This window comes from Rhodococcus sp. SG20037 (assembly GCF_031763325.1).
Classification (GTDB): domain Bacteria; phylum Actinomycetota; class Actinomycetes; order Mycobacteriales; family Mycobacteriaceae; genus Rhodococcus_F; species Rhodococcus_F qingshengii.
Genome location: NZ_CP134497.1, coordinates 2753321 through 2776937, shown reverse-complemented (window position 1 = coordinate 2776937; position 23617 = coordinate 2753321). Strand labels below are relative to the sequence as shown.

Below are 23617 nucleotides of genomic sequence, written 5' to 3'. Positions count from 1 at the left end.
GGTGAAGCCTACGCAATCACCCCGATGCGCTCACCATCAGTCGGGCGGGAGTTATGTCACCACTGGCACACTGGACGTAGTGAGCAACCGTCCGCAAGTCCGCGAAACCGGCAACCTTCGACCACTCGAGTTGGCAACGGGTGCCGTCATGGCCGGATTCACGGTCGCGTTGTCCGTCATTGCCACGGTCATCCCCATGGCCAGCGCCCTCAACCTCGTGGCCGCCGTTCCGATGGGAATTGTTGCCCAGCGCTTCCGAGTCCGCGCCGTGACGACGGCCGGTATCTCGGCCACGGCAGTCGCCTTTGTCGCGGCGGGTTCGGGATCTGCGGCGGCGGTCGCATTGAGCGCTCTCCTCGGCGGAATCATCGGTACGGTCAAGCGGCGCGGTCTCGGCTTCGTCTCCGCATTGCTGTCGTCATTGGTCATCGGGCCCGCGCTGGCGTTGTTCTCCATAGTCCTGTTGCTTGTTCTCGCTCCGCTGCGCACCTTGTTGTTGACCTCGCTCGAGAACACCGCGTTGGGCGTGGCCGAGATCTTGAAGCGTGCCCCCACACTGGTCGGCGCAGCCGAATGGATCGAGAACAGCATCGGCTCGATCATCGACTACTGGTGGTTGTGGATCGGCGTGTCCATCATCTCCGGAATCGTCCTCAGTACCGTCGTCTCCTATTTCGTCCTCGGCGCCGTCCTCGACCGATTGGCTGCACTCCCTTCGGCCGACCCGCTCCAGACAGCACCCGACGACCGTCCGATCGATCCGCTGCCGGTCACTTTCGATCACGTGGGCTTCACCTATCCGGGTGCAACGACACCGGCCCTCGTCGACGTCAACTTCACCGTGCGACGAGGAGAGTTCGTCACCGTCGTCGGCCACAACGGCTCGGGCAAGTCCACACTCACCCGGTTGCTCGCCGGTCGCGCGCCGACTGTCGGGACGCTGACGAGACCCGGGTCCGCCGGTCTCGGCCGACACGGCGGAACCGCCGTCGTCCTCCAACGACCCGAAAGCCAGATCCTCGGAACCCGCGTCGCGGACGACGTCGTCTGGGGGCTCCCCCCCGAGTCGCATCCCGACGTCGATGCACTGCTGGCCGAGGTGGGACTCGCGGGCATGGGTATGCGTGAGACCTCCGGGCTGTCCGGTGGCGAGATGCAACGTCTGGCTGTTGCAGCCGCGCTGGCGCGGCGCCCCGCTCTGCTGATCGCGGACGAAGCCACCGCGATGGTCGATCAGGCCGGCCGGGAGGAATTGGTCTCGCTCCTTGCCGAACTTCCGCGACGCCACCCGATGGCCGTGGTACTGGTCACCCATCACCACGCCGACACCCGCAACGCAGATCGGGTGATTCAACTACAACGCGGACGGCAGATCGATCACCAACCAGGTTGGATGACGTCGACGTTCGGGGGTCCTCCGTCTGCGCCGTGGCCGGTCAGCACTCGAGCTGTCCTCCAACTCACCGATGTCACCCACACGTACAACGACCGGACTCCGTGGTCGCGGCGCGCCTTGTCGGACGTCAATCTCACAATCGGCGACGGCGACGGGCTGCTGGTTCTGGGCGGCAACGGTTCCGGTAAATCGACTCTGGCCTGGATCATGGCGGGCTTGATCGCACCGAGCAAGGGAACCGCAGTCTTCGACGGCAAACCCGTCTCACGCCAACTCGGCACCGTCGGTCTCACGTTCCAGCATTCGCGACTGCAGCTGCAACGCCGAACCGTCGCCGAAGACATCGAGGCCGCCGGAGGTCCGGAGATCGGATCGGTGCAAGTCTCGTGGGCGCTCGACGCCGTCGGACTCGACCGTCACATCGCCGGCCGCAGCATCGACGAGTTGAGCGGCGGACAGATGCGACGCGTCGTCCTGGCCGGTCTCCTCGTGCGCCAACCGCGGGTACTCATCCTCGACGAACCGTTGGCCGGTCTCGATCCACCCGGTCGACACGAAATCCTGAACGTACTCAGGTGGATTCGTCGGAACGGAACCGCAGTAGTCGTCATCTCCCACGATGTCGACGGCATGGACGCCGTGTGCAGCAGAACAATTCGACTGTCGGAGGGTCGCATCCTCGACCCTGCCGCCAGCAGCGCCTTGGAAGGATCGACGACGTGACAACACTTCTGCGCGAAGTCCCGACTTCATCGCCGATCCACCGATTGTGGGCCGGAACGAAGATCGTTGCCGTCGTTCTCGTCAGCATCGTGGTCGTGACCGCTCCGTCCTGGCCGGCGATCGGCGTCGTACTCGGATTGTTGTTGCTGACCGCGGTGATCGGACGCATCCCCCCGACTGCAGTTCCGCGACCTCCGTGGTGGTTGTGGGCGCTGATCCTGCTCGGCGCGTTGATCAATCTTCCGATCGGCCTCGACGCAGTCTTCATCTACCTGCAAGCTGTGACGTTCGGTCTTGTATTGCTCTGCGTCTCACTGATGTTGGCATGGACCACGTCGATGAGCGATGTGGCGCCGGCACTGGCAACGCTCGGTAGACCGCTGCGATTCCTCAAGATCCCGGTCGACGAGTGGGCGATCGCGACGGCCCTCTGCATTCGTTCACTTCCGCTCTTGATCGACGAGATGCTCACCCTGGTGGCGGCGCGACGACTACGCCCGAAAGCTGTGGTGAACAGCGCTGCCGACAATTCGATAGTCGATCTGATCACCACGACCATGTCGGTGGCAATTCGGCGCTCTGCCGAGATGGGTGAAGCGATCTCCGCTCGCGGGGGCACCGGTTTGATCGCGGCGTACCCCAAGCGCCCTCAGCTCGCCGACCTGTTCGCGCTGATCGTCGTCATCGCCGCGTGCGTCAGCGCGGTTGTTTTGACTCTGGTTCTGCGCTGATCGGGTCACCGCTGACAGAATTTCCCTGGGCGATGATCGCAGAACCCATCCAGCGCCGTAGGTATCGCCGCAGTTCCTCGTCGCTCCGCTTCGGGTCGCCGGGCGCGAGGAAAAACGACTGCATCGTCCGCAGGACGTATTCGACCAGTTCCTGAAGTGATGCGTCGTCGTATCCGAAACGCACCCAGTCCACGTCGAAGCGGGTGATCATCGCCATTCCGAAGGCCTGCGCCTCCTGAGAGGTCAGACCTTCGGGATGAAGACTCGAATTCGTGCTGGTGAGCAGAATGCCGAGATGCGGCGTTCGGTGGACCTGGGTCAGGGTGTAGACGACACCCTCGGTCATCGCCTCGACGGGATCTTCGATGCCGCTCACGTGTGTGGTGAGCCGATCGAGGTAGCCGTCGACCGACGCGATTGCAGCTGCCCGCATCAGAGCGTCAGCGCTGGGGAAGTATCGATACACGGTCTGCCGGATCACGCCCAGTGACTCGGCGACGTCGCCGATGCTGATTTCCGAACTCGTCCGTCCGATCAACTCGACCGCGGCCTCGACAATGCGACGAGACGCATCTTCGTCACTGTCCGGTGGATTGCCGCCCCACCCACGCCTTCGTGCCACTGCCCACTTCCTCGCTCGAACGAGGCTCGAACCATGTCTTTGCGCTCGAAGTCCAAGAGCCACAGGCTAACACAGGCAGGTTTTGCATCTGCGCCCCTCGAATTCACTCCCCTCGCCGAAAGTGAACATACAACTGCACACCAATATGTATGATTACCGCCACACGTGGCTTCGAGTGCCAGAGCGGCCACCTGACCAGCCCCTCCGAAAGACGAGGTTCGACAAGTGACCAACCTTCAACCCCGAAAAATGGACTTCGGATTCGAGGATCAGGACGTTCCCTTCCTGTGGAACCCGGAGAATCCGGCCTGGTCGAGCATGTCCAACGCGGTCTCGTTCCTGGCCATCGGTTTCGAGAAGATGATCGTGAAGATGATCATGCAGACCAAGTCGCGGATCAGCGATCCTGAAGTGGCCGAGGAAGCCGTGGCGTTCATGCGTCAGGAAGGCCATCACTCGACCGCGCACCGCCAGCATGTGAAGGCTCTGATCAGGCGCTACCCCGGACTACAGAACACGCTCGACGCTGTGATCGGTGAATTCGATCTACTGACCGAGGCGACCTCGCTGAACTACCGGCTTGCATACACCGCGGACCTGGAGGCGACCTTCACTCCGGTGTTCAAGCTGATGCTCGACAACGAGGCGACCTTGTTCCGCCCGGGAGACGACCGCGTCGCGTCGCTGTTCATCTGGCACTTCGTCGAGGAGGTCGAGCATCGCAGCTCGGCTCTGATCATCTTCAATTCCGTTGTCGGAAGCGAGCTTTACCGGATGCGGATGGCACCGTCGATCTTCGCGCACGTGATGAAGGTGATTCGTATCGCCTGCGCAGGCTTCAACCAGCACGTTCCGCTCTCCGAGCGGCAAGTCGACTCACTGTCGATGTTCGCCACCCACCGCACCAAGCAGAAGATTCTGACGTCGTTCGCTCCGTATCTGACCAAGGGCACGATGCCTCGCGCCTTCGATCACCTTCAACTCGGAGAACAACTCGTTGCACTCGGCGGTGTCTTCCGCAGCCAGATGCCCAATCACAACCCGGACCACGAGAAACTCCCCGCACTCGCCGACCAGTGGTTCAAGCGTTACGACGACGGCTACGACTGCACACGCTGGTACACCGCCGAATCTCAGGCACAAGCCGAGTCGATCACGTCAGGGGCCAACTGATGGCAGAACACTGCTCCCCCACGTTTTCCCAGCTCGCAACAGAACTCGGTTTCTCCTGTCAGGAAGCAGGTGGACTCGTCGAGTTCCGTAACCCGGCGGCGCTGGAGAACTGGACCCTGCCCGTCCTCGAATGGACCATCATCGTCGGCTCGGTGCTCGCACTGGTCCTGGCGATCGTGCGGTTGCGCCGCAACGGCGACCCCACCAATCTGGTTCTCTGGTTCGGCGCCACCGCCTACCTGTTCATCATCGAGCCTCCGCTGTACTTCCCGGCGGCGTTCGGCATCGAAGAACAAGTGGACACGATGTTCGCGCACAACGTGTTCACCGTCGACTTCATGTGGGGTCGACTGCCGCTGTACATCGTTGCCATCTATCCACTGATGGCGACGTTGGCCTTCGAAATAGTCAGAATGCTCGGCGTTTTCCGCAAATACGGTCCACTACTGGGCGCTGTCTGCGTCGGCTTCGTCCACCATGCGTTCTACGAAATCTTCGACCACCTGGGGCCCCAGTTGCGGTGGTGGGAGTGGTCGACGTCGAACCCGATCAACCAACCCATGTTCGACGCGGTTCCACTTCCCAGCGTGGTCGTCTTCGCCGCGCTGTGGCCGATGTCGTTGGCATTCTGCGTCCAGTACTTCGTCGGACGGCACGTCGATGCCGGCAAGCACTTCTCCGGACTTCAATTGGTATGGCGCACCATCGTGATCGGCCTGCTGGCCTCGCTGGGTACGTTCATTCTCCCGCTCCCGGCGACGGTCTTCGGTATGGGAAGCGACACTGTCCGCGGGTTCCTCTACGCCGCTGAACTTGCAGTCCTCACAGTGGTCGCGATCGTGGTTCTCGTCCGCCAATGGACGCACCTGCGCTCGGCAGAATCGAACACTCCTGCACACACCAACAGGTTCGTGCAGATCTACAGCGTGGTGTACCTGGTTGTCATGGCCGTCCTGTGGGCGAGTGCGCTTCCCGACTTCTTCGACGCGGTCGACGGTTCCACCAGCGCTGGAGATCCCATCGGGAACCTCTGGTACACAGTGGCGTGCTTCGTCATCGCAATCCTGTGCGTGAGCGCAACTTTCACCATTCCGAAGCGGAACTCCGGGACGGCCGACGCCGAGCTCCTCGGGGCAAACTCAGCGACTCCGGCTACCTAGGCGACCGGGACGAGACCGCTCGGGTCTCGTCCCGGTTTCTCGGTTTCACGGGACGCGGTGAGTCCACTCTTCGGTTCTGAACTTCGTGTCCACCAGCTTGCGCGCCTGCTCCAACTCCGAGTCCGTGTAATCGCTGTCGTGGGTGTCATATTGACCTCGAAAGTGCTGCGCAAACGACTCCAGGATTGCTGCACGCGTCATTCCGGTCTGCGAACGCAGCGGATCGACGCGCTTGGCCGCACTCTTGGTTCCCTTGTCCGACATCTTCTCTCGTCCGATTCGCAACACCTGCGTCATCTTCTCAGCGTCGATGTCGTAGGCCATGGTCACGTGATGGAGCACAGTGCCGGACGCGAATCGCTTCTGAGCGGCGCCGGCGATCTTGCCCTTGTCCGAGGCGATATCGTTGAGCGGCACATACCGAGCGTTGATACCGACCTCGGCAAGCGCTCCCATGACCCACTGATCGAGAAACGCGTAGGACTGCTCGAAACTCAAACCCTCGACCAATGACGCCGGTACTGCCAACGAGTACGTGATGCAGTTGCCCGGTTCCATGAACATCGCGCCGCCACCGGAGATTCGGCGCACCACCCCGATGCCGTACCGCGCAGCCGCCTCGGAGTCGACCTCGTTACGCACGGACTGGAACGATCCGATCACGACCAAGGGCGAGTCCCAGTCCCAGAAACGCAATGTCGGCGGACGCTCACCCGATGCGACCTCACGCGCGATGACCTCGTCCAGCGCGACGTGCATCGCGGGATCGAGAACCACCGGCGGGATGAGGTCGAAGGTGTGATCCGCCCAGCTCGTGGCGTGGCCGAGTGCGCGCCGGATCGCGATGCCGACCGACTGCGGCGTGAAGCCGATCATCGAGACGGACTCGTCGAGCGCAGTGGAGATGGCATGCGCCAACTGTTCTGCATCCGAGTCGGCGGGCATTCCGCGCAACGCCGCGTTGATGTCGTCGAGCGCGCTGTCGGGCTCGAGGAAGAAGTCCCCCGAGACTGCGACTTCGGACAGCCGACCGTCCGCCACCTCGACGTCGACCGCGACCAGTTTTCCACCAGGAACCTTGTACTCTCCACGCATCCGTCCAGCCTATCCCTGCGGGATTCTCTGCGGTGAGCGCCGTCGAAGATCACACCCCGCGCGCAGTGCGCATCTGTTCGGAAGGCAGGGCGATCAAGTAACCACACCTGTAAGTCGCTGCGGGGCTGCACAATCGCGCGGACGGGACCGCACGTGTCGACCCCTGGCAATTTGGCCGAGCAACGGCCCTGCTTCTGCCGACAGGCGAGATGATCTCTGTGGTGGGAGGATTGCCGCAACGAGCCAACTCCCTGGCGAGCCACAACGGAGGTAGACATGAAGGTCCCGGCGTTCCACTCGACGGTTCCTTCGGATCTCGACGTCTATCACGACAACGAAAGCTGCATTTTGGCCGCGCGCATCGCAGTGTCCCATCGTGCCCACGGAGTCGACGGCCGACCGTGGTGCACTGCGTGTGCGTCTTTGGACTGACGAGCGACCACCAGCTCACTCACACCCACGTCGCCGATTCGGGGGCAACCCCGTTGGCCCGAGCATTCGCATCGATGACAGCGCGGAGCCACACTGTCAGACCGGTCTCGACCTGCTCGTAGAACGCGGTGAATCCCGGATCGGCCACGTACATCCGTCCCAGACACACCTGCATCGAATGTGTGCAGTCGAAGTAAACCCCGATCGACGCTCGGTGCCGTTCTGCCAGCAAATTCGCCTCGCCGCTTCCCGGTTCGACACCGGATCGGCAGGCCAGCGCCAGATCTTCGTTGAGCGTCTCGACGCAGTCGGCGATCTTCTGCCAATCCTCAGCGGTCCTACCCACCGACCGTTCCGCGTGCTGCGCCCACTGCGCACTGTCACCCCAACGCTCGTGCGCCTCAGGTCCCCATGACGGCTGCCAGTGTCGGCCGAAGATCGAGACCTGCTCGTGTGCCGGCAACAGCACACCCGACTTCCTGGCATCGATGATGCGATCCAAGGACTCGCCCAGTTCCTCCAAGTCGGCTATCCGTTGCCGCAACTCGGCGCGCTGCCCACGCAGCGTCTCGTCCACGTGGGCTGCGGGCGCATCGAGCAATATCCCGATCTCGTCGAGCGACAAACCCACGTCACGGTAGACAAGCACCCGGCCGATGCGACCGAGGTCCGCGTCGGTGTACAGCCGGTAGCCCCCGTCACTGCGCCCGGACGGACGCACCAAACCGATTGCGTCCCAATGATGGAGGGTACGTACGGTTATGCCTAGTCGTGATGCGGCAGCACCGACAGTGAGAGCACTGTCTGCCTCGTCTCCGAAGAGTTGGTCCGTCACGTGATCCAGTCTGACAGACGCGGTTCGGGAGGCCACAGCGTCAGACCTCGGTTCAGTCGTCGGGTCCGTCAATTCCCATGCCTCGCAGATGCTCGGCCTCGGCACTGTTCGGGTCGTACGGACGAGCGGCCGTCATGATCACGCGCGCGTTCTCCGGTGTCACAATCTCCAACTCCAGTGAATTCCACGGCTTCAGATGTGGACCGCTGGTGCATCCGGGCCGCAATTCCTCACACGCCTGTGCTATCTGGTCCATCTGACTCAGCACACACGCAAAGCTCACACTGACGGACGGTGGTGAATCTGCACATTCGCCGGGCACGAGCAGAACGTCTTGAAATGCCCAGCGTCGCAGGTGCGTCAGTCGATCCGGTACCGAAAAGAGGTCGAAGAAACCGAGCCCACGGATCCAGAAGTCGGCAGATTCGGCCAGATCCGATGTCGGAACCGACACGAACATGGGCATTCCGTAGAGACCTCGGAACTGTTCCGGAGGCACGGCGTCTGTAGCGGGGACAGGGACGGGGCTGATGTCGAATGCCGGGTAAGTATCGGTCATGAAGCCATCGTGAGCCCTCACGCTACGTCAGGGTCAAATCGTGTGAAATCCGATCGAACCAGATTGCGCGATCACACCGTGCGTGCGAATGCGCCGTCGTCTGCGAATACCCGTTGGGCAAAGCGTTCGCCGATGAGACGGTGCGTCGCAGCGTCCGGATGGAGCTGATCGGGAAGCGGCAACTCTTCGTTCTCGGCCGCACCATAGAGATCGCACCCGTCGACGTAATGCAGATTGGGATCATCCGCCGATCGCTGGGTTACGATGCGCGCCAACTCTTCCCGAATAGAGCGCAGCGTCAGCTTTCCGGCTGCGCGCTCGGCGGGATCGCCGGTAGCAACGAATCGCATTTCGCCTCTGGCAAGCGCGTCGAAATCGAATGCACCAGGTCCAGGCGTGTCTTCGTGAATCGGGCAATAGACAGGCGAGACGACCAGCAGTGGAGCCACTGGATGACCGTCGCGGACCGTGTCGAGGAAGCCGTGCATTGCCGACGTGAAGGCCCGCAGGCGCATCACGTCGGAGTTGACCAGATTGATGCCCATCTTGATGCTGATGAGGTCGGCAGGAGTGTCTCGCATAGCGCGGGCGACGTACTGGTCCAGCAGAGCGCTGCCGCTGAACCCGAGGTTGATCAGATCCACGCCGCCGAGGGAGGCTGCGAGAGCAGGCCAAGTGCGGGAGGGACTTTCAGCGCCGGAGCCTTGACTGATCGAGCTTCCGTGATGGAGCCACACATCACGCTTCGTGCCGACTGCGAGTTCGAGCGGGGCGTCGGTTCGCAATGCGACAAGTTCGGTGGTTTCGTTGTGCGGCAACCAGATCTCGACGGTCTTGGATCGCGCGGGCAAGTCCGCGAAGCGGATGGTGCTGACGGGTCCGGATTGTCTCTGAGCGGTACCGGTCGCCATGTCGATCGTCACCGTGTTGCCACCCTCAGCGATTGCGTGCCCGGTTGGTTCGCCGTCGACGATCAGGTCGTACACCCCTTGCGGCCTCGGCGGAGCACCGATGTAGATCATTTTCGTGGGCAGAGTGTCGAGTTCGATGGCCGTAGCGCTGGTTCGGAACACCAGCCGCACTCCGGACGGTTGTGATTGCGCCATTGCCATCTGCCCGTCAGCGAATTGCGTGCGAGCTCTGGCAGGCAGACGGTGTGTCAGCACACCGCGTTCGGTCCGCTCGAGCTCGAGGGCTCCGCGCACGATGTCCTCGGAAATTACGGTAGTAATCCAGCTGCTCTGGCTGTTCATCTCATTCACCTGTAGATAAGTTGCGAAGGTTTTAACTACAGCACACAGTAATTTGCCTATACTATTTAGGCAAGCGGTTTCACTTCTCGACGAACAGGACCAACGGACATGCCTCGCGCAGGACTGACACCCGAACGCCTCGCCGTGGCGGGCGCCGAATTGGCCGACGAGGTGGGCTTCGAGCAGGTGACCGTATCGGCGGTCGCCAGAGCGTTCGACGTCAAGGTCGCAAGCCTGTACTCGCACGTGAAAAGTTCGAACGACCTCAAAACCAGAATCGCGCTGCTTGCCTTGGAAGAGATGGCCGACCAGGCTGCCGACGCCGTGGCCGGTCGGTCCGGCCGCGACGCCTTGACCGCCTTCGCGAACGTGTACCGCAACTACGCGAGGTCACACCCTGGTCGGTACGCCGCGTCACAGATGCGCCTCACCCCGGAGGCCGCGGCCGCGAGCGCGGGTTTCAGACACTCGCAGATGATGCGATCGATTCTGCGCGGGTACAACCTCACCGATCTCGATCAGACCCACGCAGTTCGGTTGCTCGGCAGCGTTTTTCATGGGTACGCCAGCCTCGAGCTGGGTGGATCGTTCAGCCACAGTGCACCGGACAGCGCCGAAAGCTGGGCAAGAATCCTCGAGGCTCTCGATTCGATGCTGACCAATTGGCCAGCGTCGAGTCCATGACCAGTCGTGATTCTTGCGCGCCAAGTTCTTGCGCCACTTGGTGATCGCACACGGCCAAGAAACCTCGGGCCCACCCCAGGAGCGGCGCCACACAATCGCGCGCTCCCGCAACCACAGGTCGCACTGGGACAGAAGAAGGTCCGAGTAGGCAAGAAGCCGGGCGTGGAGCTCCGCTTAGAGGAGAAGCTTGGCGCGCAGAGAGTCGACAGTGCCCTGGTCGACGCCGAGGCCCTCCCGTACGTAAGTATCCATACCGCCGTAGAGCCGGTCCACCTGTGCATACGCCGCATCGAGCCACGACAGGTCCACCGCGTCGTCCCGGCCCAGGTACGTGTTCGACGCCATGAAATCGGCACTGATGAACTCACGCGGGACACCCAGAATGGTCAGCAGGATCGCGGTACCCCAACCGGTGCGGTCCTTCCCTGCACTGCAGTGGTAGACGGTTGCGCCGTCGGAGTTGTTCGCGATCGCAGTCAGCAGGTCACGGAAGGCGACATCGGAACCACGGTAGTTGACCATGAACGGGTAGCCGATGCTCTGGCCGATGTTCGAGGTTCCCTTGACTGCGCCGTCGATCAACGCGCGACCGAGGGTCAGGGGAACGAACTCGTGGAACGCGATGCCGTGTTCGATACTGACGACGTCGGCGACCTGGTAGGTGACCCCGGCGGGGATCCGATCGGGATCCTCCGCACGTTCGGAGGCGTTGCGCAGGTCGACGTCGAGGGTCAGGTTCGCGGCGGTGAGTTTTGCCAGATCAGTCTCATTGAGCGAGCTGAGCTTGTTGGAACGGAACACCAGGCCTGTCCGGACGGTCCTGCCGTCGGTAGTCCGATACCCGCCGATATCGCGGAAGTTCCGCGCCTCGTCGAGCCTGATCTCGGCCGCGGACGGCGGTGGGATCTCCGGCAGCGGCGGTTGCTCCCCGGACGATCCGAACTGACTCGAACCCAATTGCAGGTCGCCGCTCGAAGCGGAGGCGAGTGTGGGGCCTGTCAGGGCCGCACCCATAGCGACCAGCGCAGCGAGGGCGATTCCGAAAGGGCGCGCCCCTCGGCGGCGCGTGTAGACAGTTGTCACCTTCATCCTCTCATTCGCTGTGCGGGATACCCCGCGCCCCGCAAACTCCCGTGCGAGATTACAAGGGTGGCACGCTCCTCGTCCCGACTTTGCTCCAGAAACCGGACATGTGTTCAGGTGCCCGGCCAGCCGCCATCCTGCAGGAAGAAACTCTTGCCCGTCACTGCGTCGCCATCGACCACGCCGGGCCCGATCGAACGACAGACCGCGGCCGCGGCGGCAGCCGTAACTGCACAGCGCCGAACAACTTCACTGTCGAGCAACTGCACGAATCTCCACCTCGAGCTGGTATCCGTTGGGACGAAATCAATCTCATGCGCTACCGGCCGTCGACCATGACCAGTGCAGGCTGAGGAATGTCGGACGAAGCGTCTGCGAGAGCAGCAAGAGTGCCGTCGAGCGCGACAAGGTCCGCACGACGACCCGGCGCCAAGATCCCCACCCGTCCTTCGTCATGGACCAAGTACGCACTGTCCACAGTCATGGCCTGCACTGCACGCTGCACTCCGATCCGTTGGTGGGCGCCAAGCACGGCACCGCCCATGGTCAGCCGATTCACAGCAGTCCTAATCGTCTGGAGGGGATCCATCGGCGTTATCGGGCAATCCGAGTGCAGCCCGAATTTCAAGCCGATGTCATCGGCGCACGCCAGCGGGTCCAGGTTGCCGGCTCTCTCAGGACCGAGGAAACGGTCACGGTGACGATCGCCCCAATGAAAAACATGGTTGACGAAAAAGCTCACCCCGATCTCGGCATCACGTATCGCCTCGAGATCCGCAGGCCCACTCACCTGGCAGTGCTCGATACGGTGCCGCGCTCGACGTCCGTCACTGCGGTGCGCACTGCGCAGCGCCGCGATGGCGGCGGCTACAGCCGCATCGCCGTTGGCGTGCACCGCGACCTGACCTCCCTCGCGGTGCACCTGGAGAACCATGTCGTCGAGTTGCTCCTGCGGATAGAGCAGATCACCGTGATGGTTCGGGCTGCAGGTATACGGAGTTCGCAAGGCTGCAGACAATCCTTGAATGGACCCATCCGCCCAGAATTTGGCGCCGGCCAGGCGGAAGCGTGACCCTGGGGCCGGTGCAGCCGTGAAAGCGATGTTCCTTTCCTCCAGTTCTGCGATCGCGAGATCACCCCGAAGGAAGCCAACCGTGTGCACGGGCATCTCGCCCATGGTGTCCAGGGCACGATAGGCGGCCAACTCCTGCATGCCCGCCGACAGGCCGACCCCTAGATCGTGGACGGTCGTGATTCCTCGCGAACGCGCCAGTGTCAAGCTACGCAGCAACGCGGTCTGCACCTCTGCCTGTGTCAGGTCTGGTATCGCGCCACTCAACCGTGCCACGGCGTCGATTTCCCAGGCCATCCCTGTGAGCCTCCCGTCCGCCCCACGCGGAAACTGCGAGTCCCCGGGATCCACCGTCGATTCGTCGATGCCTGCAGTTGCAAGCGCAACAGTGTTTGCCACCGCAAAGTGCCCCGAGATATGCAGAACGATGATCGGGCGGTCGGTGCAGACTGCGTCGAGGTCATCGCGTGTGAGATGGCGACCTTCTCGAAGTTGTGTGTCGTCGTACCCCCATCCACGTATCCAGCCGTGAGTGGGAGTGGAGTTCCGCAGAGCCCCTTGGATATCCGTGATCGAGGCGCACGGTGGCGTCCGGCAATCGGCCCATCCGTCAGTCAAGCCGGAGTAGGTCGGGTGAATGTGCGACTCGATCAGCCCCGGGATCACAGTAGCGCCGGCGAGATCGAGCCGACGAGTTTCCGGTCCGGCGTACTCCCCCATGTCCTTTCGACTTCCGGTGGCGACAACCAGGCCTCCATCGAGGACGAGCGCCTCAACCTGGGGTGACGCTGCGTCTTGGGTGAGGATTGCATCTGCGGTGAGTAGTGTCCGAGTCATCGGATATCCGCCTTCGCGGTCGGGACTGCGGGGCAAGGCACTGGTGCCGATCGATTTTCTGCACGGAGGCCCGAAACCGCTTCGACAGGAGGCCACATCACCCGGGTGGCGGACACGAACAACACGTTCAGAACAAGGGCTGCGGCACCGATGTTCATGCCTTTGTCCGCCAACCACATCGATACCGTGCCGTGTGTGTCGAGGTACAGCCAGAGCACCAGCACGTCGCCGAGCACCACGCCCATCGCGAGCGCTGCCGGTCGCAGCTTCCATCCGAAGATCATCGTCGCGAACACCACCACGGCCTGGGTCACCCCGTAATACGCGGTATTCACCAGCGTCAGCAGCAATTGGGGTGCGGCGAGGGTGAGGATCAGCGAGAGGCCGAGGTAGGCGACTATGACCCCGCGCACCCACACTCTCTGACGTGATTCGGGTATTCCAGGAACGATGTTTCGCGAGACGATCGAGCCGATTCCCAGCGCCGAGCCACACAGAACAACGATCGCGCACAGTGCCGCACCACCCGCCACCACTCCGGTCAGCCAGTCCGGGAGCACGAGGCGGGACAGTTGCAGGAGGACCTCATTGGACTCTGCGCCCTCGAGCTTGTTGGGCAGCAATGAAATTGCGCCGAAGGCAGCAGCGACGAGGAAGGGATACATGAGCATGTACAGCGGGTTGAATCGGGCGACTCGCTTGAGGGTTGCCTCGGACTTCGCCGATAGCACCGCTTGCACGATGAAGGGGAAAACGAAAAAACCGAGTGACTGGAACACAATTGTGGTGAGAACGAAGGTCAGCGACGAACCGGTGACGGTGGATTGCGAGGCCTGCCCGGCCCCATGGGATGCCGCATCGGCAAAGAGCTTCGTGATACCGCCCGATTTGGCCGTGGCGGCCAGTCCGATCAGGATCGCTCCCAACAGCAGAGCTGCGTCCTTGACGTAAGACACGAACGCCGGTGCACGCACACCCGAAAGCAGGAGGAAGAGCAGAGCAAGCGCAGCGCCGACGAAAACCGCCACCGTCGGGTTGATGGTGATGCCAAGTCCGCTCAGTGCGACCTGGAGGCCGGCAAGCTGCAACTGCCCCCAGGGAATGAGGAAGACTACCGAGGCAATCGCGATTGTCAGTTCCAACCCGCGCGACCGAAAGTGCCGCCCTGCCACATCGGGCAGCGTCATCGCGTTATACCGCTTGCCTGCCCGCCAGAGATAGGGCGCAAAGAAGTATCCGATCGGGTAGGCAAGCAAGATGTATCCGATGAACCAGACGCCGTAGCTTGCCCCGTGGGCGTACACACCCCCGGGAAATCCAATGAGCGTGCCGATGCTGTAGGCCTCACCTGCTCCCAGGATGAAAACCAGCACGGGACCGAAAGACCGCCCGCCCACGAGGTAGTCGGAGATCTCTTTTTTGCTTCCACGGCGTGAAAGCACTCCGGCGCCGAGCGCGAGGAGTAGCACGAGCGTAAATGTTGCAGCGATCATGTCGGATCCCCGATCTCGGTCTTGGCCTGAGCCAGTTCGTTTCGTTCCGCTTCCTCGAAGTCCTTGCGGTCAAAGAACTTCCATGCCATGTGGAGACACAACGAGGTCAGCGGCATCCACAGGAAAAGCCACGCGAACAAAATGGGAAATCCGAGAACAGTCAGTTCGGATCCGGAGAGCGCAACTATCCCGCCCAGCACCCCGACGAACGGAACTCCGATTGCGAGCAAGGCACTCTTCGCCTCGTTGGACATGATTGTGGCTCCTTAGCCGTTGATCGATCCGGAGCAGATGAGGCGAGGGGCGTTTTGCCGTCGAATCGTCGTCCGGTCTAGCGTTGAGTGTGCCTCCCGTCACTATGGCGGGACCATGGGTGAACCCCGGAATCCACGACGCTCGTTCGTGAAATTCACGGGACGCAAGACCAAGCACGCACAAAGGAGTAACCCCGTGGACGTAACCGACGTCGAAGAAGACACGATCCGACGGTTGTGTCGCGAGGTTTCCGACGAGCTCGAAGCGCTCACCGAGCGCGCGGTACAACAGATTCGCAGCGAACTCCCGGCCTACTCCGCGGTACCAGTGGCCGAGCAAGGCAACTACATCCGCAAACAGTTGTCCGCAATGCTGTGTGCCGTCGCCGAGAACGAAACGATCACCACAGAAGACACCGACCGAAACCGCGAACTCGGGCGCCGTCGCGCGATGCAAGGGCTCCCCCTCTCCGATGTCATCGAGACCTATCACATTGCATCTCGTGAGCTCTGGGACACGATGGTCCAGCGGTCCACGAAACCAACACACGAGCTGCTGCAAGCAGGCGGCAAACTTTGGGACCTCGTTCACGCCGCGACGAGCGCAGTCGCAGTCGGACACTCCGAGGCAACGCGCAGCGAGCAGGCCATCCGCGCCGGCGTTCGATACCGATTCTTCGAAACACTGCACAGTGCAACGGATATGGAACTGAGCAACGCCCGAGAGCTGGCACAAACCCTCGGATTCGATACACAGAAATCGTTCCAAGCACTGTCGGCCGTCGAGGACGAATGGTCAGAAGCACAAGTGGAACACCTGCAACGAACCCTGGATTCCGTGCATGTTGTCGCGCATTGCAGTCGACATGGCTCCCGAGTAATCGTGATGTGTCAGGGCGAACCAACCGAAGTCATCCACGCAATCATGCGAGATCATCCACGAACGTCACTAGGTATCGGGATGCCCCGGGTCGGGCTCGTCGGCGCAGCTCAAAGCATCACCGACGCCGAGCGCACATTGCAGTTGGCGACAGCGCCGGGCACGACGGTCAGTTTTGCCGACGAATGGCTCATCGCCACTCTTGCCACCCACCAGGACGAGCTGCTGCCGCTTCTACAGGCCGGGGCATCTGTGGCCGAAGAGCACTCACATCTGATGGACGCCGTCCGCGCCTTCGCGCGAAGCGGGTTCTCTGTCAGCGCCGCCGCCCGTGACATCCACCTACATGCGAACTCTGTCACCTATCGACTCGACCGCTGGCAGCATCTGACTGGATGGGATGCGCGAACCCTCGACGGCCTGATGAAATCCATGGTGAGCCTCGAATTGTTTCATCGTAAAACGCTCGCCAAGATCTGACACCGAACACAGTCCGCTTTTCCTCGGCACACTGAACCGCGCCCGTGCTTGTCACGCGGGGTCGGAGTCGAGTCGATTCCGAAGCCAAGCACCCATATCTAGCGCAGCACGCCGGGCAACAGGCGTTGGATGGTTTGTAAATCCATGCGGGACATCAGGATAGAGACGCAAGTCGACGTCGTTTCCGGCCGCCGACAGTCGCGCCACCATGGCAAGGTTCTCTGCCAGGACCACGTCTTCTGATCCAACGACAACGAGGGTCGGCGGCAGGCCGCTGAGGTCGCCGAATGTCGGAGAAATATCCGGAAGAGTGCGATCATCGACATGGCCGACGTAGGCTTCGATGAAGTATTCGTCGCTGATGGTGCGGCCCGCGGGAGTCTGGGCACTGACGTCGTACGTGCCCGCTTCCAGCACCGCACCCGAAAATGCCTTGGCCAGACCTCGATCACGAAGGCGCAGCAACGTCGTCGTCACCAAGGTTGCTCCCGCCGACATGCCACCGATGGCGAGCCTGGTCGTCCCGAACCGTTCGGCAGCGACCTCAAGCAGCCACAAGGCGACTGCCTCACAATCGTCCGGCGCTGCCGGCCAAGGGAATTCCGGTGCAAGCCGGTAATCGACGGTAACCACTACCACCCCGACCTCGTCGGCAAGTCTCATGCTTCGGGCGTCAGCGCTGGCCGCTGAACTCATGTAGAAACCCCCACCCGGAAGATACAGATAGACCCCGTTGACATCGCCGTCTTTCGGAGTGACTACGCGTACCGAAACGGATCGGCCCTCGATGTCGAGTGTGTGTTCAACAGCCCGGCTCGCCGTGGGATCAACCACCCTGGATGCTCGCACCACAAGCAGTTCCTGCAGGGAACTCGGACCGACACCGGCAGGCCGCGACGCATAGAACGCTCGCGTACTCGCCAAATCGTCACGAGGCATTTGTTCGATCAGATCAGTCAATGCAAGCTTCACCAGGGCTCCCTCGGGTCGAGACTTGTCGACAATGATGACACCTCCAGCAGGAGCACGTGTCCGACGTGTTCTCGGCAACGCGGGGCCGTGACAGGTATGAGCAAACCGCGCCGGAAGGAGGTCTTCTCACGCTAGCCTCGACTCGGAATTGGACGTTTGTCTAGAAAGGTCGATGGATGCGTGCGCTGTTGCTTGCCACCCTCGCAATCCTGGTCCTCCAGATTGCAACTCCGGCGGCGAACGCTGCACCACCGGATCCGGGCTGGACTCTCCCCCAACTGACCGTCGCAGATCGAACGATCAAGGACGTCGACGGACGAACGGTGTTGCTCCGCGGCGCGAACGCCAACGGTCTCAATGACTACGCAACCAACGGCACCGGTCTACCCACCGTTACGCCGCTGGGAAGAACGGACTTCGCGCAGATGGCAGCGCTGGGCTTCAACGTCGTCCGGCTCAACGTCGCGTGGTCCCTCCTGGAACCGACCCGCGGTGCATTCGACACTGCGTACGTCGACCGCGTTCGAGTAGCGGTCGAGGATGCAAAAGACCACGGCATCTACACCGTTCTCGACATGCATCAGGATGCATGGGGCCCGTACGTCGGCACTCCGAGCGACCAGTCGTGCCCGTCATTCATGCGGCCGGGAGTCGGCTGGGACGGCGCACCCGAGTGGGCAACCCTGACCGGCGGATGGACAACCTGCAACATCGGTGGACTCAGGGAAGCCGCACCCGCGATCGCCCATGCCTTCCAGGCGTTCTACGACGACGAGCAAGGAATCCAGAGTCGCCTCGTCGCGACGTGGGCGCGGTTGGCTGCCGAGTTCAAAGACGAACCAGCTGTAGCCGGATACGACCTGTTGAACGAACCGAACCCCGGCCTGCGCGATCCATTCACGGCAGCTGATCAGATCGGGCAGTTCTACAAGCGGGCCACCGACGCCATCAGACAGGCCGAAGCAGGAGGATTTCCACACCTCGTGTTCTTCGAGCCCAGCGCGATCTGGTCGGCTTTCGGCCTCGACGCGCTGCCTCCACGCCATTACCTGACCGATCCCCTGGTGGTCTTCTCGCCCCATCTCTACAGCGAATCGATAACGGTCAGTAGCGAATTTCCCGGAATCGAAGACGGATTCAAGATCGCCGACCTCGCTGCCGCCTGGTACGACGCACCGTTGTGGACAGGTGAATGGGGTTGGTTCGGCGACGCCGACGAGCAGAGAGCAGACGTCGACCGCTTCGTCGATGCCACCGACAGGTACCGGATGGGCGGCGCGTGGTGGTCGTGGACACAAGCGTGCGGTGACCCCCACCCGGTTCGCGACGGCAATACCCACCAGCCGCAGGGAAATCTGAATCGCATCGACTGCCCGTCCGGTGAATCACTCGGGCTCGTAGAGGGATTCGCCGCGCCACTCTCGCGAGCGTATCCGCGGGCAGCGCCCGGCTCGCTGACGGAGGTATCGCGTGACGGGTTTGACGGGAGCGGCACCGGACGGGTCGAGGCCTGGTACCCCGGCACCGACCGGCCACAGCTCGAGACCACGAATCTCTCCGACGTCCGACTGTCCCCGATCGAGGGCGGATGGCAACTGATCGGTCACGCCGACGGCGACTACGCGGTCAAGCGCGCCTGATCGAACGATCATCCGGGAATCGCGCGTTCACACCACGCGAAAGAGCGGGTATCAGAAGATTCCGCCAATTCCCTTGCCGATCAGAACAACTCCGACGACCAAGATCAACACACTCATCACCGTGGTGTTGTTGTCCTCGAGCCAGACTTTGAGATAGGCCAATGGCTTTCGCAGGCGATCAGCAGCCACCAGGTATCCGATGACCGGGATCGCGACAGTTGAACTGGCGATGACCGTGAATACGAGAATCGAGGTGATCGCTCCGCTGGTCGCCAACGACGCCGAGCCGATCGACACTCCGGCCGCGATGCACATGAGCAGGTTCTTCGGGTTGATCGCGGCGAGCGCGAATCCAAGGCCCAATCCCTTGACCGCGGTCATCTCGTCGACGGCTTGCATCCACTTCGGTGTTTCGTGCTCGCCGCTGCGCCCCCGCCACTGCTTGACCCCGACGGCCAACAGGAGGACACCGAGAGCTAGTTTGATCCACGAAACCGTGGCGGACGGTCCGTCGTCTGACGTGCTGACGGCACTGGACAAGATGACGAAAAGAACTGTAGCGATGAAGATTCCGAGTAACCAGCCCACCGCGAACCCGGCGCTGGTGCTACCCGCTCGCTTGGAGAGCAACATCAAGATAGTGGCGATGACGGCCACCGGCGACACGGCGACACCGACGGCCAATGGGAGAAGTTCTCCGACAACGGAACCCATGTCAAAACTCATTTCTGATTGCAGCAAGCAGGATAGGCGGTAGGCGAGAAAAGGCGCCCCTGTCCGCCACGGCGGACAACAGAGCACAGCTGATACCGCTGCGCGACAATGCTGACACTGCGAGCGCCTGCGTAGTTGATGCCTCATTCGAAAGGGATGAGTGCCTGAACCGCAGGCCTCGATTCCCCACCGAAGATCGCGAAAAGACTTGGCTAACGGTGTGTCGGCTGCGCTCGCAGCAGAGCGCAGCCGACATCATCGAGGAGGATCACCAGACACAATCTCGAGTAGTGACCTCACGCGTAAAGACGGGTTACTTCGCGCAGCCACTGCCCTCGAACGCGAGCTTGGACGTATATTGCCCGTCCGGCAAATACTCTCCCATCACGGCCTTCTCGTCGCCGGGCGTCTTGGTATCGTGTGCAGCGTGGCTGAAGTCCTTGGCCGGCAGCATGTTCCGCATGATCAAGAGGGAATCGTCGGGATGCCCTGCGCCGTCACCGGCCGGCGAGAGCGAAAGCCATGACACCCCACATTCCTTCGTAGCGTTTGCGGGTCGGTCTTCAGGGAGCGACGCGACAATCGTGTAGCGACCATCCGCATCAGTGGCCATCTGCTCGTCGAACAGACACGTCGCTACCTTCGTCGTTGCCAGCGATTCATTGCTGCACATCGACCAGAACCGCATGTCGACTGCGCTGTCGAGATTCTTTGCGCCGCCTGTAGTCTTCGGAGTCCTCGGCAACTCTCCCCGAAGTACTAGAACTTCGCCGAACCCACGGTTGACTTCGGCTGTGACGTAGCTGTTGTCGATGTTGGAGTACTGCCCGCCCACCCGCTGGGGTGTGCCATCGCATTTGCCGAGATAGGTACAGCCGAGCGTGAACTCGGCGCTGTAGTACGCCCGCCAGACTGGTGCCTGCTCGGAAGGGAATGTCGCAGGCTTGCCCGGTTGGTCACGCAATGCCTTGTACGTGTCTAACGGCAGCGAAGCCGGCTTCAAGATTCCGTTGTCCGCACCGACCGCTGAACACAGATCCTGCCCCCGCAGCACTTGACCACCGGGAAGGTGCAGCTCTGGCTCAGGCAGTCCTACGCCGCCGGTGAGATCACGCCCAGTGTCCGGCAGGTAGATGCGATAAAGCAGGCTTATCCGGTCCTGACCTGGCACACCGGCATACAAGGTGTTGGGTTTCGGCTCAGCAGGTGAGGCCTCGTTGAGGACGGAAGCCGTGTACGACCTGGCACCTTCGTTCGCTCGATCGGCACCGGGAAGATAGGTATTGCGCGAGCCTGCGTCCGGAGCAGTCGAAATGTCATTGAGGACGGCGGTCGGCATCGCGGTTGCCGCGTTGTACGAGTTCAACGACTGATAGCGAGCATGCGCATACTGCCCTCGGATAACCAACTCGGCGTTCTCGGGGATTGTGAACTGCGCAGCCCAGTAAATCGCCGCAGTGTCAGGAAAGGCGTAGTTGAGCTGTGGGTCCGCGCGCTCGGGATTGATCGGCACGGACCAGAAGCAGGTCGACACCGGATGCTCGACGTCCGGTCCGCCGGATCCGAAATCGACAGAACCAGATTCGGATCCGCTAGCCGAACCGGTTCCTGATCCGGATCCGCTCGACGAACCGAAATCGACAGATCCGACCGCCGGCGCGGCGACCGCGGACCCAGCCCCGGCAAATACAGTGATCGCGCTCAGCGCCACCGCAGCTACGAGTGTTCTTGATGAATGCATCGCGCTCCTTGTTAGATAGCTGACAAACAGTGATAGAACGATCTAGAGCGAGTACTCCCGGTCCAACGACGAGAGACCGTCACGAGGTCCGCACTCCGCACTACTACTTGGTGGGTTGAAAGTCGTTCGTCAGAGCGCCGCGAATCGCGTCGGTGTCCGACTGAGACCAGTTGTCGGGGTGCAGGATCCGCGCCCACATGTCCGCCGCCTCGGCACCGTAGTTGTGCCCGTGACCTGGCGGAACGTCCGCCGAGAAGACCATGTCGAGTGTCACCTGCCAGAATGTCACGAACGGTATCCACGTCATTCCCGGATCGACATCACGGCCGAGAGGCTCGGCAAGCCAGTCCGGCTTGTTCAGAAGCAGGTCGAAAGACCACCAGACAATTGGGTCGCTGGCGTGCTGCCAGTACACGACGCGTGAGTCGTTCCACGGCGCATCCAGTTCGAGATCCTCCGGATAGGCAGCGAAACGAATCGACTGCCCGTCGTCGATCACCGGCACGGCTTCCCGTGAGCCGGAGTCACGACTGCTGGTGATCTCCTGCCATTGAGCGGTGAAGTTCGGAGTCCCCGACCACAACGCCCCATCCACCCGCGTCGCCATGTCCTGTGCTCCCGCGAACGCGGCCTGTCCCCCGTACGATCCGAGGCTCTCGCCGAAAACGACAAGCTTGGGGCGCTTGTCGAGCGGCAGATCGATCCACTTCGCATAGACAGAGTTGAACAGCGCCCGGCCTGCGGCCATCGGGGTTTCGCGATCGGCGATGAATGCCAAAGGGCTGGGAAGGAACGAGTACTGCATCGCCGCGATGGCGGTGTCGCCGCCCTGGACGTATTCGAAAGCGGACGCCACGTCGTCGTTCACCCAGCCGCGGCCGGTGGTGGTCACTACTGCCAGGACGGCACGGTCGAAGCCGCCGGTGCGCTCGAGTTCGTTGACGACCCGCTGCGCGACACCGTCGACGGAATCCGACGACTCACGGCCGGCGTACACGCGGATGGGTTGCTTCGCGTCCAGCCCGGTCAGCGCGGAAATCTGCACCGCAGACGGCCCGCTACCCATGAAGGTGCGACCCTCCTTGCCCAGCGAATCCCATGCCTCGGCAGACATGGGTGAACCACTGCGTTCGGCGATCAGAGGCTGGTCGATACCATCGGGCGTGTCGTTGTCCGCGCCGGAGAAACTCCAGTTCGCAAAAGCGATGAGCCCGTTGTAGAGGGCACCGTTGACGACGAAGATCGCCAACGCGAAGACGACGACCAAGCTCGCGACTTTCGCTGCTTCCTTGGGAACAAACCGCAGAGCAACGGCAGCGAGTCCTCTGGTGAGATGCCGCAGACCGCGACCCACCTCCAACAAGATCAACCACACCACCAGCGAAATCAGCAGCACCAGAAGATAGTTCGCCCGGTTCACGCGAGGCGCCTCGACCAGATCACGGACGATCTGCTGCCACCACGAACCCAAGATCAGAAAAAGAGGCACCAATATCACTGCCAGTACGGCGAGTACGGCCCAACCGATCCGCTTGGTCCGGTCCGACCATCTCGGTTCGACTCCGCATTTGCGGATCATCCACGCCACGCTCACACCGATGCCGTACCCGGTGGCGACGGAAATACCGGTTGCCACGCCCTGCAGGTACCACGCGCGCGGTAAGAGGGACGGGCTCATCGAGAGGACGAAAAACACCAGACCGAACGACAACCCGACCGAGTGCAGTGTCTTGCCGTAGCGCCGCACACCTTCCCACACACGTTTCATGCCCGAATCGTAAGTGCGCC

At 62.1% G+C, this 23617-nt stretch carries 22 protein-coding genes; 8 read left to right on the top strand and 14 right to left on the bottom strand.

Annotated features, from left to right (window positions below; all coding sequences use genetic code 11):
- Positions 1 to 79: 79 nt before the first annotated feature.
- The gene (locus RHP72_RS12905; protein ID WP_030535578.1) at positions 80 to 2119 is read left to right on the top strand and encodes an ATP-binding cassette domain-containing protein; all 2040 of its coding nucleotides are present in this window, start codon (positions 80 to 82) and stop codon (positions 2117 to 2119) included.
- On the top strand, positions 2116 to 2850 hold the full coding sequence (locus RHP72_RS12900) for an energy-coupling factor transporter transmembrane protein EcfT (RefSeq protein WP_042450697.1): 735 nt from the start codon (positions 2116 to 2118) through the stop codon (positions 2848 to 2850). The genes RHP72_RS12905 and RHP72_RS12900 overlap by 4 nt, the downstream gene beginning before the upstream one ends.
- Here the strand turns inward: RHP72_RS12900 and RHP72_RS12895 are convergent.
- Positions 2816 to 3472: a TetR/AcrR family transcriptional regulator gene (locus RHP72_RS12895; RefSeq protein WP_007735111.1), complete on the bottom strand. Its 657-nt coding sequence runs from the start codon at positions 3470 to 3472 to the stop codon at positions 2816 to 2818. The genes RHP72_RS12900 and RHP72_RS12895 overlap by 35 nt on opposite strands.
- A 225-nt stretch (positions 3473 to 3697) precedes the next feature.
- Here RHP72_RS12895 and RHP72_RS12890 point away from each other — a divergent pair, with 225 nt between their 5' ends.
- Entirely contained in the window at positions 3698 to 4645 is a 948-nt protein-coding gene (locus RHP72_RS12890; protein ID WP_030535581.1) for a metal-dependent hydrolase, read from the top strand.
- Positions 4645 to 5805 carry a hypothetical protein gene (locus tag RHP72_RS12885; protein ID WP_030535582.1) on the top strand — a complete coding sequence of 387 codons (1161 nt, stop codon included), beginning with the start codon at positions 4645 to 4647 and terminating at the stop codon, positions 5803 to 5805. Before RHP72_RS12890 ends, RHP72_RS12885 begins: the two co-directional genes overlap by 1 nt.
- 45 nt (positions 5806 to 5850) lie before the next feature.
- Here RHP72_RS12885 and RHP72_RS12880 read toward each other — a convergent pair whose 3' ends face one another.
- Entirely contained in the window at positions 5851 to 6900 is a 1050-nt protein-coding gene (locus tag RHP72_RS12880; RefSeq protein WP_003942269.1) for a biotin/lipoate A/B protein ligase family protein, read from the bottom strand.
- A gap of 276 nt (positions 6901 to 7176) precedes the next feature.
- On the opposite strand from RHP72_RS12880, the gene RHP72_RS12875 reads away from it, so the two are divergent.
- The gene (locus tag RHP72_RS12875; protein ID WP_165638325.1) at positions 7177 to 7332 is read left to right on the top strand and encodes a hypothetical protein; all 156 of its coding nucleotides are present in this window, start codon (positions 7177 to 7179) and stop codon (positions 7330 to 7332) included.
- A gap of 19 nt (positions 7333 to 7351) precedes the next feature.
- On the opposite strand, the gene RHP72_RS12870 is transcribed toward RHP72_RS12875, so the two are convergent.
- From RHP72_RS12870 to RHP72_RS12860, 3 genes are all read right to left on the bottom strand, one after another.
- Complete coding sequence (locus tag RHP72_RS12870) at positions 7352 to 8167, bottom strand: MerR family transcriptional regulator (RefSeq protein WP_064688888.1); 816 nt, start codon at positions 8165 to 8167, stop codon at positions 7352 to 7354.
- Between the two features lie 52 nt (positions 8168 to 8219).
- Positions 8220 to 8726 (bottom strand): glyoxalase/bleomycin resistance/dioxygenase family protein, encoded by a 507-nt coding sequence (locus RHP72_RS12865; protein ID WP_030535584.1) that lies wholly within the window; start codon positions 8724 to 8726, stop codon positions 8220 to 8222.
- 71 nt (positions 8727 to 8797) lie between these two features.
- The gene (locus RHP72_RS12860; protein ID WP_030535585.1) at positions 8798 to 9979 is read right to left on the bottom strand and encodes a GDSL-type esterase/lipase family protein; all 1182 of its coding nucleotides are present in this window, start codon (positions 9977 to 9979) and stop codon (positions 8798 to 8800) included.
- Between the two features lie 108 nt (positions 9980 to 10087).
- On the opposite strand from RHP72_RS12860, the gene RHP72_RS12855 reads away from it, so the two are divergent.
- Positions 10088 to 10663, top strand: coding sequence for a TetR/AcrR family transcriptional regulator (locus RHP72_RS12855; RefSeq protein WP_030535586.1), 576 nt, complete (start codon positions 10088 to 10090; stop codon positions 10661 to 10663).
- A 174-nt stretch (positions 10664 to 10837) separates the two neighbouring features.
- Here RHP72_RS12855 and RHP72_RS12850 read toward each other — a convergent pair whose 3' ends face one another.
- From RHP72_RS12850 to RHP72_RS12830, 5 genes are all read right to left on the bottom strand, one after another.
- Positions 10838 to 11752 carry a tyrosine-protein phosphatase gene (locus RHP72_RS12850; RefSeq protein ID WP_007735104.1) on the bottom strand — a complete coding sequence of 305 codons (915 nt, stop codon included), beginning with the start codon at positions 11750 to 11752 and terminating at the stop codon, positions 10838 to 10840.
- Between the two features lie 107 nt (positions 11753 to 11859).
- Entirely contained in the window at positions 11860 to 12015 is a 156-nt protein-coding gene (locus RHP72_RS12845; RefSeq protein ID WP_155419219.1) for a hypothetical protein, read from the bottom strand.
- 50 nt (positions 12016 to 12065) lie between these two features.
- Positions 12066 to 13655 (bottom strand): amidohydrolase, encoded by a 1590-nt coding sequence (locus RHP72_RS12840; protein WP_063316540.1) that lies wholly within the window; start codon positions 13653 to 13655, stop codon positions 12066 to 12068.
- A complete protein-coding gene (locus RHP72_RS12835; RefSeq protein ID WP_003942149.1) occupies positions 13652 to 15148 on the bottom strand; it encodes a sodium:solute symporter in 1497 nt (498 codons plus the stop codon). The genes RHP72_RS12840 and RHP72_RS12835 overlap by 4 nt, the downstream gene beginning before the upstream one ends.
- Positions 15145 to 15402 carry a DUF3311 domain-containing protein gene (locus tag RHP72_RS12830; protein WP_003942271.1) on the bottom strand — a complete coding sequence of 86 codons (258 nt, stop codon included), beginning with the start codon at positions 15400 to 15402 and terminating at the stop codon, positions 15145 to 15147. The genes RHP72_RS12835 and RHP72_RS12830 overlap by 4 nt, the downstream gene beginning before the upstream one ends.
- A gap of 196 nt (positions 15403 to 15598) precedes the next feature.
- Here RHP72_RS12830 and RHP72_RS12825 point away from each other — a divergent pair, with 196 nt between their 5' ends.
- The gene (locus tag RHP72_RS12825; RefSeq protein WP_063316732.1) at positions 15599 to 16762 is read left to right on the top strand and encodes a CdaR family transcriptional regulator; all 1164 of its coding nucleotides are present in this window, start codon (positions 15599 to 15601) and stop codon (positions 16760 to 16762) included.
- Positions 16763 to 16813: 51 nt separating this feature from the next.
- On the opposite strand, the gene RHP72_RS12820 is transcribed toward RHP72_RS12825, so the two are convergent.
- Complete coding sequence (locus RHP72_RS12820) at positions 16814 to 17734, bottom strand: alpha/beta hydrolase (RefSeq protein WP_030535590.1); 921 nt, start codon at positions 17732 to 17734, stop codon at positions 16814 to 16816.
- 176 nt (positions 17735 to 17910) lie between these two features.
- On the opposite strand from RHP72_RS12820, the gene RHP72_RS12815 reads away from it, so the two are divergent.
- Positions 17911 to 19374: a glycoside hydrolase family 5 protein gene (locus tag RHP72_RS12815; RefSeq protein ID WP_065455650.1), complete on the top strand. Its 1464-nt coding sequence runs from the start codon at positions 17911 to 17913 to the stop codon at positions 19372 to 19374.
- A gap of 51 nt (positions 19375 to 19425) precedes the next feature.
- On the opposite strand, the gene RHP72_RS12810 is transcribed toward RHP72_RS12815, so the two are convergent.
- The 3 genes from RHP72_RS12810 to RHP72_RS12800 all read right to left on the bottom strand — a co-directional run bounded on the left by RHP72_RS12810 (position 19426) and on the right by RHP72_RS12800 (position 23597).
- The gene (locus RHP72_RS12810) at positions 19426 to 20088 is read right to left on the bottom strand and encodes a GAP family protein (RefSeq protein WP_058038672.1); all 663 of its coding nucleotides are present in this window, start codon (positions 20086 to 20088) and stop codon (positions 19426 to 19428) included.
- Positions 20089 to 20401: 313 nt separating this feature from the next.
- Complete coding sequence (locus RHP72_RS12805) at positions 20402 to 21829, bottom strand: hypothetical protein (protein WP_063316542.1); 1428 nt, start codon at positions 21827 to 21829, stop codon at positions 20402 to 20404.
- Between the two features lie 103 nt (positions 21830 to 21932).
- Complete coding sequence (locus RHP72_RS12800) at positions 21933 to 23597, bottom strand: alpha/beta-hydrolase family protein (RefSeq protein ID WP_063316543.1); 1665 nt, start codon at positions 23595 to 23597, stop codon at positions 21933 to 21935.
- Between the last annotated feature and the right edge of the window lie 20 nt (positions 23598 to 23617).